Source organism: Halomonas stenophila (assembly GCF_014192275.1).
Lineage (GTDB): Bacteria > Pseudomonadota > Gammaproteobacteria > Pseudomonadales > Halomonadaceae > Halomonas > Halomonas stenophila.
In genome coordinates, this window is sequence record NZ_JACHXR010000001.1 from 166,704 (window position 1) to 183,724 (window position 17,021).

General features: G+C 70.5%; 15 protein-coding genes. 5 read left to right on the forward strand and 10 right to left on the reverse strand.

Annotation, left to right across the window (positions count from 1 at the left end; translation table 11 throughout):
• Nucleotides 1–17: 17 nt before the first annotated feature.
• The 7 genes from FHR97_RS00730 to FHR97_RS00760 form a co-directional block, all read right to left on the reverse strand.
• The gene (locus tag FHR97_RS00730) at nucleotides 18–458 is read right to left on the reverse strand and encodes a universal stress protein (RefSeq protein WP_183381863.1); all 441 of its coding nucleotides are present in this window, start codon (nucleotides 456–458) and stop codon (nucleotides 18–20) included.
• Between the two features lie 88 nt (nucleotides 459–546).
• A complete protein-coding gene (locus tag FHR97_RS00735; protein ID WP_183381864.1) occupies nucleotides 547–987 on the reverse strand; it encodes a universal stress protein in 441 nt (146 codons plus the stop codon).
• 73 nt (nucleotides 988–1,060) lie between these two features.
• Nucleotides 1,061–2,110, reverse strand: coding sequence for a TIGR01620 family protein (locus FHR97_RS00740; protein ID WP_183381865.1), 1,050 nt, complete (start codon nucleotides 2,108–2,110; stop codon nucleotides 1,061–1,063).
• Nucleotides 2,107–3,495: a YcjX family GTP-binding protein gene (locus FHR97_RS00745; protein WP_183381866.1), complete on the reverse strand. Its 1,389-nt coding sequence runs from the start codon at nucleotides 3,493–3,495 to the stop codon at nucleotides 2,107–2,109. Before FHR97_RS00745 ends, FHR97_RS00740 begins: the two co-directional genes overlap by 4 nt.
• Nucleotides 3,496–3,517: 22 nt before the next feature.
• Nucleotides 3,518–4,699 carry an MFS transporter gene (locus FHR97_RS00750; protein ID WP_183381867.1) on the reverse strand — a complete coding sequence of 394 codons (1,182 nt, stop codon included), beginning with the start codon at nucleotides 4,697–4,699 and terminating at the stop codon, nucleotides 3,518–3,520.
• A 143-nt stretch (nucleotides 4,700–4,842) separates the two neighbouring features.
• Nucleotides 4,843–6,438, reverse strand: coding sequence for a solute:sodium symporter family transporter (locus FHR97_RS00755; protein WP_183381868.1), 1,596 nt, complete (start codon nucleotides 6,436–6,438; stop codon nucleotides 4,843–4,845).
• A gap of 135 nt (nucleotides 6,439–6,573) precedes the next feature.
• Nucleotides 6,574–6,792, reverse strand: coding sequence for a hypothetical protein (locus FHR97_RS00760; RefSeq protein ID WP_183381869.1), 219 nt, complete (start codon nucleotides 6,790–6,792; stop codon nucleotides 6,574–6,576).
• A gap of 105 nt (nucleotides 6,793–6,897) precedes the next feature.
• Between FHR97_RS00760 and FHR97_RS00765 the strand changes: the two genes are divergently transcribed.
• Nucleotides 6,898–7,446 (forward strand): DUF924 family protein, encoded by a 549-nt coding sequence (locus FHR97_RS00765; RefSeq protein ID WP_183381870.1) that lies wholly within the window; start codon nucleotides 6,898–6,900, stop codon nucleotides 7,444–7,446.
• 51 nt (nucleotides 7,447–7,497) lie between these two features.
• Nucleotides 7,498–7,740, forward strand: coding sequence for a GlsB/YeaQ/YmgE family stress response membrane protein (locus FHR97_RS00770; RefSeq protein WP_183381871.1), 243 nt, complete (start codon nucleotides 7,498–7,500; stop codon nucleotides 7,738–7,740).
• A gap of 47 nt (nucleotides 7,741–7,787) precedes the next feature.
• Here the strand turns inward: FHR97_RS00770 and FHR97_RS00775 are convergent, their stop codons facing one another.
• Entirely contained in the window at nucleotides 7,788–9,329 is a 1,542-nt protein-coding gene (locus FHR97_RS00775; protein WP_183381872.1) for an alkaline phosphatase D family protein, read from the reverse strand.
• Between the two features lie 358 nt (nucleotides 9,330–9,687).
• Here FHR97_RS00775 and FHR97_RS00780 point away from each other — a divergent pair, with 358 nt between their 5' ends.
• Nucleotides 9,688–10,761, forward strand: a complete 1,074-nt coding sequence (locus FHR97_RS00780) for a potassium channel family protein (RefSeq protein WP_183381873.1) — start codon at nucleotides 9,688–9,690, stop codon at nucleotides 10,759–10,761.
• 54 nt (nucleotides 10,762–10,815) lie between these two features.
• Here FHR97_RS00780 and gabT read toward each other — a convergent pair whose 3' ends face one another.
• Nucleotides 10,816–12,114: a 4-aminobutyrate--2-oxoglutarate transaminase gene (gabT, locus tag FHR97_RS00785; RefSeq protein WP_183381874.1), complete on the reverse strand. Its 1,299-nt coding sequence runs from the start codon at nucleotides 12,112–12,114 to the stop codon at nucleotides 10,816–10,818.
• Nucleotides 12,115–12,149: 35 nt separating this feature from the next.
• Nucleotides 12,150–13,595 carry an NAD-dependent succinate-semialdehyde dehydrogenase gene (locus tag FHR97_RS00790; protein ID WP_183381875.1) on the reverse strand — a complete coding sequence of 482 codons (1,446 nt, stop codon included), beginning with the start codon at nucleotides 13,593–13,595 and terminating at the stop codon, nucleotides 12,150–12,152.
• A 231-nt stretch (nucleotides 13,596–13,826) separates the two neighbouring features.
• Here FHR97_RS00790 and FHR97_RS00795 point away from each other — a divergent pair, with 231 nt between their 5' ends.
• Both FHR97_RS00795 and FHR97_RS00800 read left to right on the forward strand, forming a co-directional pair.
• Entirely contained in the window at nucleotides 13,827–16,286 is a 2,460-nt protein-coding gene (locus FHR97_RS00795; RefSeq protein ID WP_183381876.1) for a DUF1266 domain-containing protein, read from the forward strand.
• 103 nt (nucleotides 16,287–16,389) lie between these two features.
• Nucleotides 16,390–17,016 (forward strand): C40 family peptidase, encoded by a 627-nt coding sequence (locus FHR97_RS00800; protein ID WP_183381877.1) that lies wholly within the window; start codon nucleotides 16,390–16,392, stop codon nucleotides 17,014–17,016.
• Nucleotides 17,017–17,021 lie beyond the last annotated feature (5 nt).

Here is a 17,021-nt window from a genome sequence, read left to right on the forward strand (position 1 = left end):
TCATGGCACCAGGGCACTCAATGCACGGTGATCACGCTGCACTCGGCGGCATGGCTGACCTTGTGGGAGACGCTGCCCGTGAGCAGCCCGCGCAGATCACTCAGGCCACGGCTGCCCATGAGGATGGCATCGACGTCCCGGTCCTTGGCCACCTCGAGGATGGTGCGGGTGGGGTCGCCCTGACGGATCAGCATCTCGACATGGGGCGCGCCCAGGTCACGCGCCTCCTCGGCGGCCTTCTCGAGCATGCGCTGTGCCTGGCGGGCCGGCTCCTCCCGAGAGGCCTCGACCGCCTGGGTCCCCACGCCCCAGACCAGTGGCGGGCTGTGGGGCAGGGCCTCGGGGATGTGCAGCAGCAGCAGGAAGACCTCCTGGTGGCGCGCCAGCTGGCAGGCCAGCGAGAGGGCCTTGCGTGCATGGGGGAAGCCGTCGATGGGGACCAGGATGGAACGGAACATGGCAGACACCTCCTTGGCACGGCGGAGACCCGCCCCCTCGGCCGGCTGGCGGCGGGGGGCGGTGTCACAAGGCCATGAGGCGCGGGGGTCAGTGGACGGTGATCACGCGGCAGTCGGCGCCGTGGCTGACCTTGTGAGAGACGCTGCCCACCACCAGGCCCCTGAGGTCGCCGAGCCCGCGGCTGCCCATGACGATGGCATCCACTCCGCGCTGCTTGGCCTCACCCAGGATGCTCAGGGCGGGATTGCCCTTGCCGATCACCGTGTCCAGGTCCTTGACGCCCAGCGCTCGGGCCTCCTCGCTGGCCTTGTCGAGCAGTTCCCGACCGAGCTTCTCGCGCTTCTCGAGGGTGGCGCCCAAGGGCACCGCGCCGATCCCCCACACCAGCAGGGGCTCGTGCTCCAGGGTCTCGGGGATGTGCAGCAGGACGAGCCGGCCGTCTTCCTGTCGGGCCAGCTTGCTGGCCACGCAGAGGGCCAGGCGCGAGTGTTCCGACCCGTCGATGGGAACGAGGATGGACTGGAACATGGGGGAGCTCCTTACATGTCGGTTGGGGTATCCTCCAGCCTAGCCGTCCTTGGGCGCGACGTGGTGACCTGCATCAAGTCCCGGACCGCTCCGGCGGCGTCTCGAGGCGGCGCAGCCGGCCCCACAGCTCCCGGCGCAGGTCGACGAGCCGCGGCCGGTCCCCCTCGGCGAAGGCCAGGGGGCGGGTCAGCCGCTGGGCCCGCAGGCCCAGCCGGGCCCCGAGCAGGCCGACGCCCAGCCCCTGGCCGGCCCGGGTCGACAGCCGGCCGGCCAGGTTCAGTGACAGCAGCTCCATGCCCGCCTCGCCGGCCATCTCGCTGGCCCCGGCGAAGGCCATGTCGCGCAGCACCTGGCGCAGCAGGCGGAGGCGGGCCGCATAGCCGAGTTCCAGCCCGTAGAGCCGGCAGAGCCGGTCGATGAGCGCCAGGTGGCGCCAGGCCACCAGGGCCATGTCCACCAGGGTCAGCGGGCTGACCGCCACCATCACCGCCGTCTCGCCGCTCATCCGCGAGATCAGCCGGCGGGCCTCGCGGTCCCTGGGTCCCAGCAGGTGATGGGCCAGCAGGACCTGGATGTCGCCGCCGTCATGATGGGCCTCCCGGGCCGCGAGGAACCCCCGCCAGTGGGGATGGTCGTCGTCCAGGGACAGGCGGCGGCGCAGGGCCTGGGCCGTGGCCATGGCCTGCCGGGGGGAGGCCTCGGGCAGGGCGGCCAGCGCCTCGCGCAGTCCCTCGTGCCGGCGTAGCCGACGCAGCCGCCACAGCTCCCGACCCAGGGCGCCGGCCCCGACGCCGATGGCCCCCAGGCCCACCAGACCCCAGCCGAGCCCCAGCCAGTCATCCGCGGCCAGCGCCACCGGCAGGGACAGCACCAGCTCCGCCGTGCCGAGCCCGAGCCCGGCGACCAGCAGTGCCAGCAGGCCCCAGCGGCGCCGTCGGGGTGGGGTCAGGCTCTCGCTCACGGCCTGCTCGGCCTGGCCCGGCGGTTCGGCGGCCACGCTCAGGGGGCGGCTGTGGTGATCCGGGGTGAAGGCCTGGCCGGGGGCCGGGGGCTCGGGCGCCGGACGGTCCTCCAGGGTGAAGCGTCGACCCGGGCGGGGGTCGGTATCGCGGGGCGCGGTCATTGCAGCTTGTCTCCGATCAGCCAGTCCAGGGCGGCGTCCATGCGAATGTGCGGCAGGGCGCCAGCGTCCCGGGGCAACGGGCGGAAGGCGGTGAAGGTGAAGCCCTGGCGGGCCCAGAAGTCGGCGTCGGGCAGACGGCTCGGCACCTCGCCGGGAAACAGCAGGGCCTCCTCGCCCGCCAGGGTGGTGCCGCTCAGGGCCGGTTGCCGCTGGCCCTGGTGATGGACCTCGCGGGCCTCGGTGGCACGGATGGCGGCCAGCGACAGCGCGCGCACCGGCACGTTGGCGAAGTGCAGGTCCTTGAGCGGCTCGGCCAGCAGGGTCTCGATCAGCCCGGTCATCCGTGCGTGCTGCTCCGGGGTGACATGATCCGCCTTGGTGGCGGCGATGGCCAGGCGGTCGATGCGCGGGGCGAACAGCCGCGACAGCAGGCTGCGCCGGCCATAGTCGAAGCTCTGCATCAGCCGGCCCAGCGCCCGGGACAGGTCCTCGAAGCGTTCCGGGCCGGCATTCAGCGCGCCGAGGATATCCACCAGGACGATCTGGCGGTCGAAGTGGCGGAAGTGGTCCCGGTAGAAGGGCCGCACGATATGCTGCTGGTAGTGACGGAAGCGCCGCGCCAGGGTGGCATAGAGGCTCTCCGGTGGCAGCTGGGCCAGCTGCGCGGGATCGGCGTCGGCGATGCCCGGCAAGGGAAAGAACTGCAGCACCGGGGCCCCCTCGAGTTCGCCGGGCAGCAGGAAGCGGCCCGGCTGGAGGTCCGAGAAGCCGGCTTCACGGGCCGCCCTGAGCCCCTCGGCATAGCGCTCGGCGATCTCGGCCAGGCGTCCCTCGTCGACCTCCCGGGCCGGGTCCAGGGTCGCCACCTCCCGCTGCCAGTCGGCGAACAGGGCCTCACGGGCGTCGCCATGGCCGGTCTGGGAGCGACACCAGCTCGGGTAGTCGTGGCCCAGCAGCGGCAGGTCGAGCAGCCACTCGCCGGGATAGTCGAACAGGTCCAGGGTCAGGCGGCGGGTCTCGCCGCCCATCAGCCCGGGCCGCTGCGGCCGGTAGCGCAGCACCAGGCGCAACTCGCTGATGCCCCGGGTGGGCTCGGGCCAGCGGGGCGGGCGGTCGTCCAGGGCCGACATGGCCCGGTCGAAGGGGAAGCGGGGCACGCCGAGGTCGTGCTGCTCGACTCGCCGGGCCCCGAGCAGGCGGCCGTCCCGGGCCGCCGGCAGCAGGTCCAGGCGGGCCTCGAGGCCGGCATGGCGCAGCTGGTTGACCAGCGAGGTGAGGAAGGCGGTCTTGCCCGAGCGCGACAGGCCGGTCACCGCCAGGCGCAGCTGGCGGTCCCGGCCTCGTTCCAGCAGGTCGTGCAGTTCCCGGGTCAGGGGTTGGCGCATGGCGTGGCGTCCGTGTCGGCGATCAGTGGGGCGTGATCTGGGGGCCCTGGCGGCGCATCACAAGGTGTCGCCAGGCCAGGGCCAGGACCGGCAGCAGGCACAGTGGCAGCAGCACCGCGTTGAGGCGGTCCCAACCCAGCGTGGTGACGAGCGGGCCGGCGAGCAGGGCGGTCAGGGTCACGGTGGTGAAGACCAGGAACTCGTTGGCGGCCTGGGTGCGCGCCTTCTCGGCGGGGCGATAGGCTTCGGTGAGCAGCCCGGTGGCCGGCAGGAAGGTGAAGTTCCAGCCCAGGCCGAGCAGGATCAGGCCGGCATGGAAGCCGCCGAGACCGGCCTCGAGGTGGGCCACCAGGGCGCTGGCGACGAGCAGGGCGCAGCCGGCGAGGATCATGCGGCTGGCGCCGAAGCGGGCGGTGAGCCGGCCGGTGACGAAGGAGGGCAGGAACATCGCCACCACGTGCCACTGTATGGTGGTGGCGACATGATCGAAGGGCAGGCCCTCCGCGGACATCGCCAGGGGCGTGGCGGTCATCGCCAGGTTCATCACCCCGTAGCCGATCAGCGCCGCCGTCACTGCGACGATGAAGGTTGGCTGGCGCAGGATCTCGCCGAGGGGCCGGGCCTCGCCCCCGCCATGGGTGCGCTCCGGCGGGGGCAGGCGGATCAGCGACAGCACGACCAGGGCCAGCAGGTAGAGGCCGCCGAGCCCCAGGAAGCTGCCCAGGAAGGGGACCTCGGCGAATTCCCGGCTGTGCCGGGCCAGCCAGGGGCCGAAGAAGGCGGCCAGCACCCCGCCGCCCATCACCAGGCCGATGGCGCGGTCGCGCAGGCTGGCCGGCGCCGCCTCCACCGCCGCGAAGCGGTAGAGCTGACCGAAGCCGATACCGATGCCGATCAGCCAGGTGGCCACCAGGAAGAGCAGGAAGCGCTCGCCGCTCAGGGCCTGTATCGCCAGGCCCACCCCGGCCAGCCCCAGCAGGTTGCCTAGCATGAAGCCGCGGCGTCGGCCCAGTCGGGCCATGATCAGCGAGGCCGGGATGGTGGCGCACATCAGGCCCAGCCACTGGGTCGCCACCGGCGCGGTGGACCAGGCGGGAGCGGGCGCCAGGGCGGCGCCGATCAGCGGCGACACGGCGATCAGCAGGATGTTGCCGCTGATCAGCAGGGCCTGGCACAGCGACAGCAGGGACACGGCGAGGGGCATGGGGCCTCCATGGCAGGGGGAGGCCCATGGTGGGGCTCCCCGGCGGATGACGACCTTGAATCTTCCCACCGTGTCGCGAAGCGCGCAAACGCGACGCCCTGCCAGGAGGCAGGGCGTCGCAGGGGCGGTCGGGCGGGGCGGGGTCAGCCGGCGAAGGCGACGTAGATCGCGACCACCAGGATCAGCAGCGCCATGCCGGCCGGCACCGCGCCTTTCCAGGGCGTCAGGTCGACCGCGCCACTGTCCTCGTGTACCCAGGGGGTCTCGCGGGGACGCAGCTTGCCGATGATCAGCATCACAGCCACCAGCAGCGCGAACACCATGGCCACGAAGTGGAACTCGTGCATCACCACCGGCAGCTTGTCGAAGGGCGGGATGAAGTAGCCGGCGAAGATCAACAGACAGCCGCCGATCAGCGCGATCTTGGCCGCCATGGGCGGGACGTGGCGGGTCAGCAGACCCACCACCACCACGGCGAGGATGGGGATGAAGTAGATGGCGTTCATCTTCTGCAGGTAGCTGAACAGGCTCTCCTGGCCCGCCAGCAGCGGGGCGATGGTCATGGCCGCGATCGCCATGATCCAGCCGAAGACCTTGCTCGAGCGCACCACCTGCGCGTCGCTGGCCTCCTTGTTGAGCACGGCCTTGTAGAGGCCCAGGCTGAACAGGGTGGTGGTGGAGTTCAGGGCCGAGTTGAACGACGACAGGATGGCGCCGACCATCACCGCGGCGAAGAAGCCGGTGAGCGGCGCGGGCAGCACGTTGAACACCAGGTGGCCGTAGGCTTCATCGGCCACGACGCCCTGATCCGCATAGAGGTGGTAGGCGATGATGCCGGGCAGCACCAGGTACAGCGGCCCGAGCAGCTTGAAGAAGCCGGTCAGCAGCACGCCCTTCTGGCCCTCGGCCAGGGTCTTGGCGGCGAAGGTCCGCTGGATGATCTGCTGGTTGGTGGTCCAGTAGAAGACATTGATCAGGAAGACGCCGGTGAACAGGGTGAAGAAGGGCACCTGCTGGTCGGCCCGGCCGATGGAGTCGAGCTTGTCGGGGTTGGTTTCCTTGAGGATTTCCCAGCCGGCCATGACGCCGCTGCCGTCGCTGATCGCCTGGAGGCCGAAGTAGACGATCACGAAGCCGCCGGTCAGCAGGCCCACGCCGTTCAGGGTGTCGGAGACGGCCACGGTGCGCAGGCCGCCGAACAGGGCGTAGACGGCCCCGATGAGGCCGACCACCCAGACCGTGAGCCACAGCAGGGTGGTATCGGACTGGATGCCGGTCAGGCCGTGCAGGTCGAGCATGCCCTGCAGGCCCATGGCGCCGGAATAGAGGATGATCGGCAGCAGGATCACCGCATAGGCGATCAGGAAGATCACGTTGCAGATCAGTTGGGTGCCCTTGTCGAAGCGGATCTCCAGCAGCTGCGGCAGGGTGGCGATACCGCTCCTCAAGAAGCGCGGCAGGAAGAACAGCGCCAGCGCCACCAGGGCGATGACCGCCACCACCTCCCAGGCCATCACGCTCAGGCCATCGCTGAAGGCCGAGCCGTTGAGCCCCACCATCTGCTCGGTGGAGAGGTTGGTCATCAGCAGGGAGCCGGCGATCAAGGGGAAGGTCAGGCTGCGTCCGGCGAGGAACATGCCGCCGGTGCTGGTGTGGTCGTCGCGGCGGGTGATGCGCCAGGTAATGAAGGCGACCAGTCCCGTGAAGAACAGGAAGGAGGCGAGGGTCAGGGCATGCATATCGGAAAATTCCTTACATTTGGCGAAGAATGGCAGCGTCGTCCAGTGAAGCGGCTAAAATTTATGTAAGTTTACAACCATGACGGGGCAGTCTAGTGGACCACCCCGTGCACGCTATACGCCTTTCGTCTAGCATCAGGGGGGTGGGACCACGCCCGTGGGTACGGGTTCGACCAGTCCCAGCAGTTGCACCAGCACCGGCGAGGTGGCGATCAGGAAGCCGAGGACGGCGAGCAGGCGGCCAACCAGCCGATGCCGCTCGCGCCTCGCCAGGGTCAGGCCGGCGATGCAGACCACCAGGCCGACGATGTTGAGGGCGTAGCCGAGCATCTGGAGGAGTTGATAGGCGGTCATGGGTCTCTTCGGGTGGTGAGTGAAGGGCGTGTCGCGAAGGCAATGCCGGGGATGATACCAGTCGGGACCCGCACGGGGCCCGTCTCGACGGGGAGGCTGCACGCCATGGCCGGCAGGCAGGCAAGCACGGTACTCGACTTCTGGTTCGGCGCACTCGCCCCGGCCCAGTGGTTCCGCAAGGACCCCGAGCTCGATGCCGAGATCACCCGGCGCTTCGCCGCCACCCTGGCGGCGGCACGCCGGGGGGAGCTCTGGGCGTGGCGCCGCTCGCCCCGCGGGCGGCTGGCCGAGGTACTCGTCCTCGACCAGTTCTCGCGGCATATCCACCGCGATACCGGCGAGGCCTTCGCCGCCGATCCGGTGGCCCTGGTGCTGGCCCAGGAAGCGGTGGCCCGGGGCGATGATGCCGAACTCTCCGCCCACGAGCGGGCCTTCCTCTATATGCCCTACATGCACAGTGAATCGCTGGTCATCCACGAGGAGGCGCTACGCCTGTTCGACCAGCCGGGACTCGAGGACAACCTGCGCTACGCGCATCGCCACCGGGAGATCCTCTCCCGCTTCGGCCGCTACCCCCATCGCAACGCCATGTTGGGACGCCCCTCCACGCCGGAGGAGCTGGCCTTCCTGGAACGCCCGGGGTCTTCCTTCTGACCGCGAGTCCGGGCACCATCGGCGGGATCACCAACCGGAAAGGAGAACGGCATGGGTATCATCGCCTGGTTGATCATCGGCGGCCTGGCAGGCTGGATCGCCGGCCATATCATGCGCGGCGGGGGCTTCGGCCTGCTGGGCAACATCGGGGTGGGGATCGTCGGCGCCGTGGTCGGCGGCGGCCTCTTCAACCTCCTCGGCCTCCAGGCCGGGGGCTTCATCGGCTCGCTGGTCACCGCCGTGGTGGGGGCCGTGGTGCTGCTCTGGGTGATCGCCAAGGTCAAGAAGGCCTGACAAGCATTGCCGCCCCGACCCGTTGGCCACGGGTCGGGGCGAGGGCGTCAGGCGAACTGCGGCTCGAGCACCTGACGGTGCAGGGCCTGGCCCGCCGCATCCATCAGCGTCACGGTCAACGCCTCGCTCTCGCCGTCCAGGTCGACCCGGCCGAAGAACTGATAGCCCGCCGAGGGGGGCAGGTTGGCGCGCCCCTCGGGCGGGGCCTTCTGGAAGACCACCCGGGGGCCGAAGGTGTCGTCCAGTTCCCCCGGCCCGAAGGTGCCGGCGTGCAGGGGACCGCTGACGAACTCCCAGAAGGGGGCGAACGCCTTGAAACGGGCCCGTTCGGGGGCGTAGTGGTGGGCGGCCGTGTAGTGCACGTCGGCGGTCAGCCAGACCACGTTGTGGATCCGTTCGTCGCGCAGCGTCCTGAACAGGCCCGCCAGCTCGGCCTCGCGGCCCGAGGGCTCGCCCGGTGCGCCGTTGGCTACCGCCTCGAAGGCGTCGCCGTCCTGCACGACCAGGCCGATGGGCATGTCGGAGGCGATGATCTTCCAGGTTGCCGTGGAGCGCCGCAGGGCCTGGCGCAGCCAGGCCAGCTGCTCGCCGCCGAGCAGGGCGCCGCCGACCGCCGAGCGATTGCGGCCGTTGGCATCGCGGAAGGAGCGCATGTCCAGCATGAACACCTCCAGGCTCGGCCCGTAGGCGAAGCGCCGGTGGATGCGGCCGGGCGCCTCCGGCCGCTGGCGCAGCGGCATATGCTCGAGGAAGGCTCGCCGGGCCCGGGCGGCGAGCAGGGGGACATTGCGCTCCGTGTAGCGGTCATCCTCGAGCCACTCGCCGGGATACCAGTTGTTGAGGGTCTCGTGGTCGTCCCACTGGGCGAGCATCGGGACCTCGGCATTGAAGCGCCGCAGGTTGGCATCCATCAGGTTGTAGACGTGCTGCCCGCGGAACTCGTCGAGGGACTCGGCCACCTTGCGCTTGGCGGGGGTGACCAGATTGCGCCAGGTCTCGCCGTCGGGCAGTGCGACGCTCTCCTGCAGGGGGCCGTCGGCGTAGACGGTATCGCCGGAATGGATGAAGAAATCGGGGCGCTGACGACGCATCGTCTCGTAGGTGGTCATGCCGCCGCGGGCCTCGTCGATGCCCCAGCCCTGGCCGGCGGTATCACCGGACCACACGAAGCGCACGTCGCGGCGCCGCGTCGCGGGCAGGCGCAGCCGCCCGCTGATGGGCTCGCTGACCGCACGGTGGTCGCCCAGGGCGGCGAAACGCACCCGGTAGTGCACCTCGTCCATGCCGGCGAGGCCATCGACATCCAGCCTGGCGGTCAGGCCGGAGGCGGGTAGCGCGTCGGGGCCATGCAGCCAGCGGGCCCCATGGAAGTCGGGGTTGTCGGCGATCTCGAGCAGCATCCGGGCGGGGCGGTCGACCCGCGACCAGAGCATGACGCGATCCTCGAGCATGTCGCCGCTCATCACCCCCGAGGGCATGACCGGGCGCCGGCGTTCCGCCAGCACGATCGCCGGCGCCGCCGCCATGGCGCCCAGGGTGGCGCCTCCCTTGAGTCCGAGTGCCAGTACCTGCCGACGGCTAACGCCCATGGTGTCCTCCTTTTCCACGCTGGATGTGCCGGTCATCCTGCCGGTCGCCGATGACGCTTCGGGGTCACTGCGGTGACAGTCCAGGGCAATCGCAGTTGGGTGGCGAGGGGCGCAGGGGACAGGTCGTAGAGGGGGTCCTACGCCAAGGATGGCGTCGGTAGCGCCCAGGGAGGGGTTCACAGCGCCCCCTCGTAGACCTGTCGACGGATCAGCCCCGAGCGGCAATGCTAACTGCGATAGCCCTGGGTGACAGTCCTGATCGCGCGACAAGTCCGGTCGCGGGCGTTAGCATGTGGAGCGAACGCGCGCCCGACCAGTGGACGTCCGGGGCCGACGAGGGCAGAGCCATGAGGAGCACATGTACCTGTTGAAACGGATCAGCACGGCCCTGATGCGCGGCATCGCCGACATGGGCTGGGGGCTGCTCGGGCTGTTGCTGATCGCCTACCTGCTGCTCGCCTACGCGGGCCTGTCGGCCACCGGCGAGCAGGCGCTGGTCGCCTCCCCCACGACCTTCCTCTACTACATGATCGTGACGGTCTCCACCGTGGGCTACGGCGACGCCTCGCCGGTGACCCCGGCCGGGCAGCTGATGGTCGCGCTCTTCATCATCCCGGCGGGGATCGGGCTGTTCGCCACCCTGCTCGGCAAGGCCTCGGCCTCCGTCATCTCCCAGTTCACCAAGCGCCTCTACGGAGAGCAATCGATCATGCAGCAGGATCATATCGTCATCGTCGGCTTCAACGCCTATACCGAATCGCTGGTCGCCCAGGTCCGCGAAGAGGCCCGGGAGGGGCAGCTGCTGGCGCTCTGCGTGGACGAGGCCGCGCCGGCCAAGAATCCCTTCCTCGAACAGGGGGTGGAGTACTTCCGGGCCGCCACCCTGAGCGATGAGAGCCTCTACGAGCGGGCCTCGGTCAGGGATGCCGCCCTGGTGGTGGTCGACGTGGAGGACGACAGCGAGACCAACCTGGTGTGCATGCACCTGGCGGCCATCGTCGCCGAGCGCTGCATCATCACCGCCTACGTCAAGAACCAGTTGGTGGGGCGCCTGCTCGAGACCCACTGCCCCAGGGTCAACGTGATTCCCTCCTTACACCAGAAGATGCTGGTGAAGGCCGCGATCGATCCGGGTAGCGAGGAGGTCCTGCGCCAGCTGGTCGATGTCGATCAGGCGCAGACCCAGTATTCGACCCGGCTCGACGGCGTGACGGGTCCGCTGCGGGTCGACCGGCTGGCCGGTCGGCTGCGCGCGCGATGTCGCGCCGCCTTGATCGCCATTCGCCAGGCGGGAGAGCTGCATCCGACCCTGAACCCCGACGACGAGGCCCTGGTGCACCCGGGGGACGAGGTCTTCTACATCGCGAGCCGGCGCATCGGCGTGGCGGAAATGGCCGAGCACCTGGCCGGCGGGGAGCCGGACGCGCCCTGAGCGCGTCCGGCCGTCGGTAGGGCAGGGCGCCGGGGCGAGGCCCCGGCGCGGGGGTCAGGCGCTGGCGGCCGTCTTGCTGCCCACCAGCTCCTCGAGGGACTCCTCAATGATGGCGAGCCCTTCCTCGAGGATCTCGTCCTCGATGGTGACCGGCATCAGGAAGCGGATGGTGTTGCCGTAGAGCCCGCAGGACAGCAGGATCAGTCCCTTCTCGCGGGCCTTCTTGCACAGGGCGCCGGCCAGGTCCGCATCCGGGGTGTGGCTGGCCTTGTCGGCGACCAGGTCGACGGCGGCCATGGCGCCCATGTTGCGGGCGTTGTCGACGCAGGCGAAGTCCTGCTGCCACTTCGCGAAGCGCTCGGCCAGCTTGTCGCCCAGCGCCTGGCTCTTCTCGAGGATGCCTTCCTGCTCGAAGACCTCGAGCACCGCCAGGGTGGCGGCACAGGAGACCGGGCTGCCGGTGTAGGTGCCGCCCAGGGAGTTGCCGCCGGAGGCGTCCATGTGCTTGTCGGTGCCCACCACGGCGGAGATCGGCATGCCGTCGGCCATGCTCTTGGCCATGGTGATGATGTCCGGTTCCACGCCGCTGTGCTCGATGGCGAACATCTTGCCGGTGCGTCCGAAGCCGGACTGCACCTCGTCGACGATCATCAGCATGCCGTGCTCGTCGCAGATCTCGCGGATCGCCTCGAGGAAGCTGGCCGGCGCCGGGTAGAAGCCGCCCTCGCCGAGCACCGGCTCGAGCACGATCGCCGCGGTGTCCCTGGGGTTGGCATCGGTCTTCAGGGCCATCTTCAGGCCGCGCAGCGCCTCGTCCTCGCTGACCCCGTGGTAGGGGACCGGGTAGGGCGCGCGGAAGACGTTGCCCGGCATGGTGCCGAAGTCGGTGGCGTAGGGCGCGACCTTGCCGTTCATGGCCATGGTCATGAAGGTGCGGCCGTGGTAGCCGCCGTCGAAGCAGATGACGTTGTTCTTGCCGGTGGCCGCGCGGGCGACCTTGACCGCGTTTTCCAGGGCCTCGGCCCCGGAGTTGGCCAGCATCACCTTGGCATGGCCGCGCACCGGGGTGACCTGGCTGAGCTTCTCGGCCACCTTCACGTAACCCTCATAGGGCATCACCGTCTGGCAGGTGTGCATCACGCGGTCGAGCTGGTCCTTGACCGCCTGAACCACCTTGGGATGGCGATGGCCGATGTTGAGCACCCCTATGCCGCCGGCGAAGTCGATGAGGCGATTGCCGTCGGCATCCCAGATCAGGGCATTCTCGGCTCGGTCGGCAAACTGGGTGGCCGGGCTCGCGGCGCCGCTGGCGACATAGCGCTGCTTGAGCTCGTTGAGTTGGGCGTTCGTCATGGGTTGTCTCCAGTTGAGAAAAGCGTTGCGGGCGATTACAGGCCGCCGACACAGACGTATTTTAGTTCAGTGTACTCGTCCAGACCGTGGTGCGATCCCTCACGCCCCAGGCCCGATTCCTTGACGCCGCCGAACGGCGCGAGTTCGGTGGACAGCATGCCCTCGTTCACCGCCACCATGCCGTATTCCAGGCCCTCCATGACCCGCCAGATACGCCGGTAGTCGCGGGCATAGAAGTAGGCGGCCAGGCCGAATTCGGTGGCATTGGCCATGGCCACGGCGTCCTCGTCCCGCTCGAAGCGGAACACCGGGGCCAGCGGGCCGAAGGTCTCCTCGCTGGCGACCCGCATGGTGTCGGTCACCTCGCCGATCACCGTGGGCTGGAAGAAGGTCCCGCCCAGGGCGTGGGGCTCGCCGCCGCACACCAGCCGACCGCCCTTGGCCAGGGCATCGGCGATATGCTCGCGGACCTTGTCCACGGCGGCCTGGTTGATCAGCGGCCCCTGGACCACGCCCTCCTCGAGGCCGTTGCCCACCCGGAGCTCGGCCACCCGGGCGGCCAACTTGTCGAGGAAGGCATCAAAGACGCCGGCTTGGACCAGCAGGCGGTTGGTGCACACGCAGGTCTGTCCGGAATTGCGGAACTTCGAGGCCACCGCACCTTCCACCGCGGCATCCAGGTCGGCATCATCGAAGACGATGAAGGGCGCGTTGCCGCCGAGCTCCATGGACGCCTTCTTGACGGTGCCGGCGCATTGGGTCAGCAGCCGCTTGCCCACCGCGGTGGAGCCGGTGAAGGAGACCTTGCGCACCCGCGGGTCGGTGGTCAGCACCTCGCCGATCTCGGCGGGCCGCGAGGCCGTCACCACGTTGATGACCCCGGCGGGGAAACCGGCGTCCTCGGCCAGCCTGGCCAGCGCCAGGGCGGTCAGCGGCGTGGCCTCGGCCGGCTTGATCACCACCGGGCAGCCGGCGGCCAGCGCCGGGGCGCACTTGCGGGTGATCATCGCCAGGGGAAAGTTCCAGGGGGTGATGGCCGCGACCACCCCGATCGGCTCGCGGAACACCAGGATGCGCTTGTCGGCGCCGTGGCTGGGCAGGGTCTCGCCCGCCACGCGCTTGGCTTCCTCGGCGTAGAACTCGACGAAGCTGGCGCCGTAGGCCACCTCGCCCAGGGACTCGGCCAGGGGCTTGCCCTGCTCGCGGGTCATCAGCCGGGCCAGGGCGTCCTGGTGGGCCATGATGCGCTCGAACCAGCCGCGCAGCAGGGCGGCGCGCTGCTTGGCCGTCTGGCGTCGCCAGGCCGGCCAGGCGGCCTCGGCGGCGGCCACCGCCGCCCGGGCATCCTCGGCGGTGAGGTCGGGGACCTCGGCCAGGACCTCGCCGGTGGCCGGGTCGGTGACAGGGAAGCGGCGCTCGGCGTCGCGCCAGTGGCCGGCGACATAGGCCTTGTCGATCAGCAGCTCGGGTACGGCGTTCATGGGCTCTCCGACTCGGGGTGGTCATGTTGTTTGACGAGTGTGCATTATTTAAAACAAAACGCCAAGACCGCGGCCTGGGCCTTTTGTCGCGAAGCGCTCCGCGGCATCGGCGCGAGCCGCCGCTTTCCGTTACACTATGTCGCCGAATTATTGTGTGTGGCGCCCCAGTGCCCGTCCCCGAGCATGGTGGGTGCGTCCGTTACCCGATCCGGAAGTATGGCGAGGTGAGCCTTGGTCGATCCCTTGAATGCCTGGTGGGCCCAGCAGCTGGTGCTGTGTGACTGGGCCTTCGCACCCGACCCCCTGACGCTGGAACCCGAGGTGGCCGTGGCCCGCCTGGGGAGCCTGGGCGTCGTCGACCGCGGCGAGCTGGGCTGGCGCCTGCTCGAGGCCCTGGGGATCGGCGATCCCGACCCGGCGCGGCTGCTGTCGGCGCTGGAGGTCACCGCGCTGGCCGGGGCGGCGGGCTGGCTCAGCGAGGCCCGCGCCCGTGACTGGGCCCAGCGCCTGGCCGAGGAGATCAGCGCCCACCACCCGGAACTGGACGACTGGCTCGCGGCCCTGTGCCGGGCGCGCAGCGACGAAGGCTGGGTACGCGGCGATGACGGCTTCAGCGAGGCCTGCGAAGCCCTGGCGACCCTCGAGCACGAAGGGGAGGGCGTGACCTGGGACCTGCTGCGGGAGTGGCTGGTGGTCAATCGCCGTTCCCTCGTGCTGTGGCCGGAGGCCCCGGAGGAACGGGTCTGGCGGCTCCGGGCGGCCTTCTCGCCGGTGCTGGAGCTGCCAGCCGACGCCCTCGACTGGCAGGGGCTGGCGACCTGGCTGGCGGAGGACTGGCAGGTCACCGGTCGCGACGAGCTGATCCGGGTGCTGCTATGGCTGGCCGCCCAGGGCGACCGGCAGGCCTGGGATCTCGATGCCACCCGCCTGCTGGCGGCCGGCGACCCCGAGCGACAGGCCTGGCTCGAGGGACTCGCGCTCCAGGAGGTCGCGGCGGGCCGTGTGCTGCTGGGGTTCGTGGAGCGGGGCGAGCCCCTGGAGTGGGCCGCCTGGGACTGGCTGCGGTTGATCGACCTGGCCTGGGCCGGCGCCTGCCTGGGCTGGCTCGACGAGTCGGAGGCCCGCGATTTCGCGGGCCACGGGACGGATCTGGTGATGCGACGCTACAGCGACTGGTCGGCCCTGGCCCGGGCCTACCAGCGTGGCCGCAGCCTCTTCGAGGCCCGCGACCTGCTCGGTGAGCTGGCCGCCGACTGGGCGCTGCTGCTGCAGTCCCCGGTGAGTCCCTGGAAGCCCCCCCTGCAGGGGCTGGTCGACGAGGCGACGCTGGAAGCCTCGCGGTCGGCCATGCGCGCCTGGCGCCGGGATCCCCGCCACTGGGTGCTGGCCCTGGCCGCGGTGCGCGAACCCGAACTGGCGGGGCGCCAGGGCATCGACCCGTCGCTGCCCCCGGCGCGTCGAGAGGATGCCCGGGGCTATCTCGCCGAGACCCTCGACCTGCATGTCGACGAGGGCGTCGAGGCCCTGTCGCGCTACTGGTTGCCGGCCCAGGCCCACCATCTCAACCAGCTGGCGGCGGATGCCGCCCACGGCGCCCTGCCGCCGGCCCAGACGTGCTTCGGCCACGCTGCCCCGGCCGACCTGGCGGGGCGCGACGCCCTGGGGCGCGCCAGCCGCCATGCCGCGACCATCCACATGGCCGAGAAGTACGCCTTCCACCTGCAGATGGCCATGGACAGCGGGCTCTTCGATGGCGAGCGACTGGCGGCGCTGGCCGCCTCGCTGCACGGCTCGCTGTGTCGCTTCTACCCGGATGCCCGTCGCCTGCTGTCGGCCTGGGCCCACTGGGAGGCGCTGCTGCCCGAGCCCGACCAGCCCTCGCTGGTCGCCGAGATCCGCTGGCACCTGGACGATCCGGGCAGTCTCTTCCACTGGCTGGACTGGCGTCCCCGGGCGTGGCAGGAGCCGGGCCCGCGCCCGAGCCTGTCGCACTTCACCGCCATGGCCCTGGTGGGACCGCTCAACAGTGCCGCCTGGAGCCTGCCCCAGCCCGAGAGCGAGCGGGAGTGCGTCTCCATCCACGAGTGGGTCGACGGCCACTATGGCCTCCATGGCCCCGCCGATCTCGGCGAGTTCCTCGATTACCTGCTGGAGGTCGGGGATCGCCAGGAGTACCAGATCAACTATGCCCCCTATACCCTCAACCGGGCCCGCCTGCAGTCGGAGATCGCGACCCTGGAGTCCGGCGAGTGCGGCGAGGAGGAGCGCAACCACCTGCTGCGCCTGCAGCGCGTGCGTGACGACGAGGACGGCTGCAACGACCTGAACCTGGCCGCCTGGGACCTGGCCCAGGCGGTGGACCTGGCGATCGCCGGCCGTCAGCTGGGCTGGCTCGGCGAGGCGGAGTTCCTCGAACGGCTGGAACGGGCCCATGGCCTGGCCGCCCGGCACTATGGCGGCTGGGAGGAGTATGCCCGGGGGCTCTACGCCGGCTTCTCCTTCTTCATGGGCGAGACGGCGGAGCGCGAGGCCTTCCTGGCCGGCTTCCGCCAGGCCCTGGTGAGCTGGCTGGCCGCCGCGCCGCCCCTGGCCGGTCCCTGGGCGAGCCTCGACTTTCCCGGGGCGCGGCCCCGGCACTGGGCGCCGATGCACGTGGACACCCTGCCCGGCGACGGCCGCCAGCTCCATTGAGGGGGCTCGCCAGCGCCCCCCGTGATGGCTATCATGCGGCGAGTGTCCGCTCGGCCGCGGTCCCCGGATGCAGGGAAGCGTGAACAGAGGAGTGCAAGCAGGGATGCTAGGCCCGAGATCATGTCGTCACCTCCTGGTGGTGCTGTCATTGACCCTGCTGACCGGCTGTGCCGCCTCCGGCGGCGGCCCCGAGCCGGTGGAGGACTATTTCGCCCGTGACCTGCCGGGGCTCGACCGCGGGCCGCGGATGTCGCCGGTCGACAACCCCATCCTCGCCGCCCGGGGGCTGCGCAACCCGCCGCCGTCGCTGATCCGGCGCGCCCTGCTGGCCCAGCACCGGCGCTGGTTGGGCACCCCCTATCGGCTGGGCGGCACCACCCGTCGGGGCATCGACTGCTCGGCCCTGGTGCAGCACGTGTTCGCCGACACCTTCCGCCTCGAGCTGCCGCGCACGACCCTGCAGCAGGTGTACGAGGGCGAGCCGGTGGCTCGGGAAGCCTTGAGGCCGGGGGACTTGGTGTTCTTCCGGCCGCCCGGGGTGAATCGCCACGTCGGCATCTACGTCGGCGAGGGCCGCTTCCTGCATGCCTCCACCTCCCGTGGCGTCAAGCTCTCCTCCCTGGACAACCGCTACTGGCGACGCCATTACTGGCAGGCCCGCCGGCCGCTGGATACCGTGCACCTGGCGAGGCGCCTCGACGCCCGGCTGCTGGCCCGCGGCGAGGGGTGAGCCCG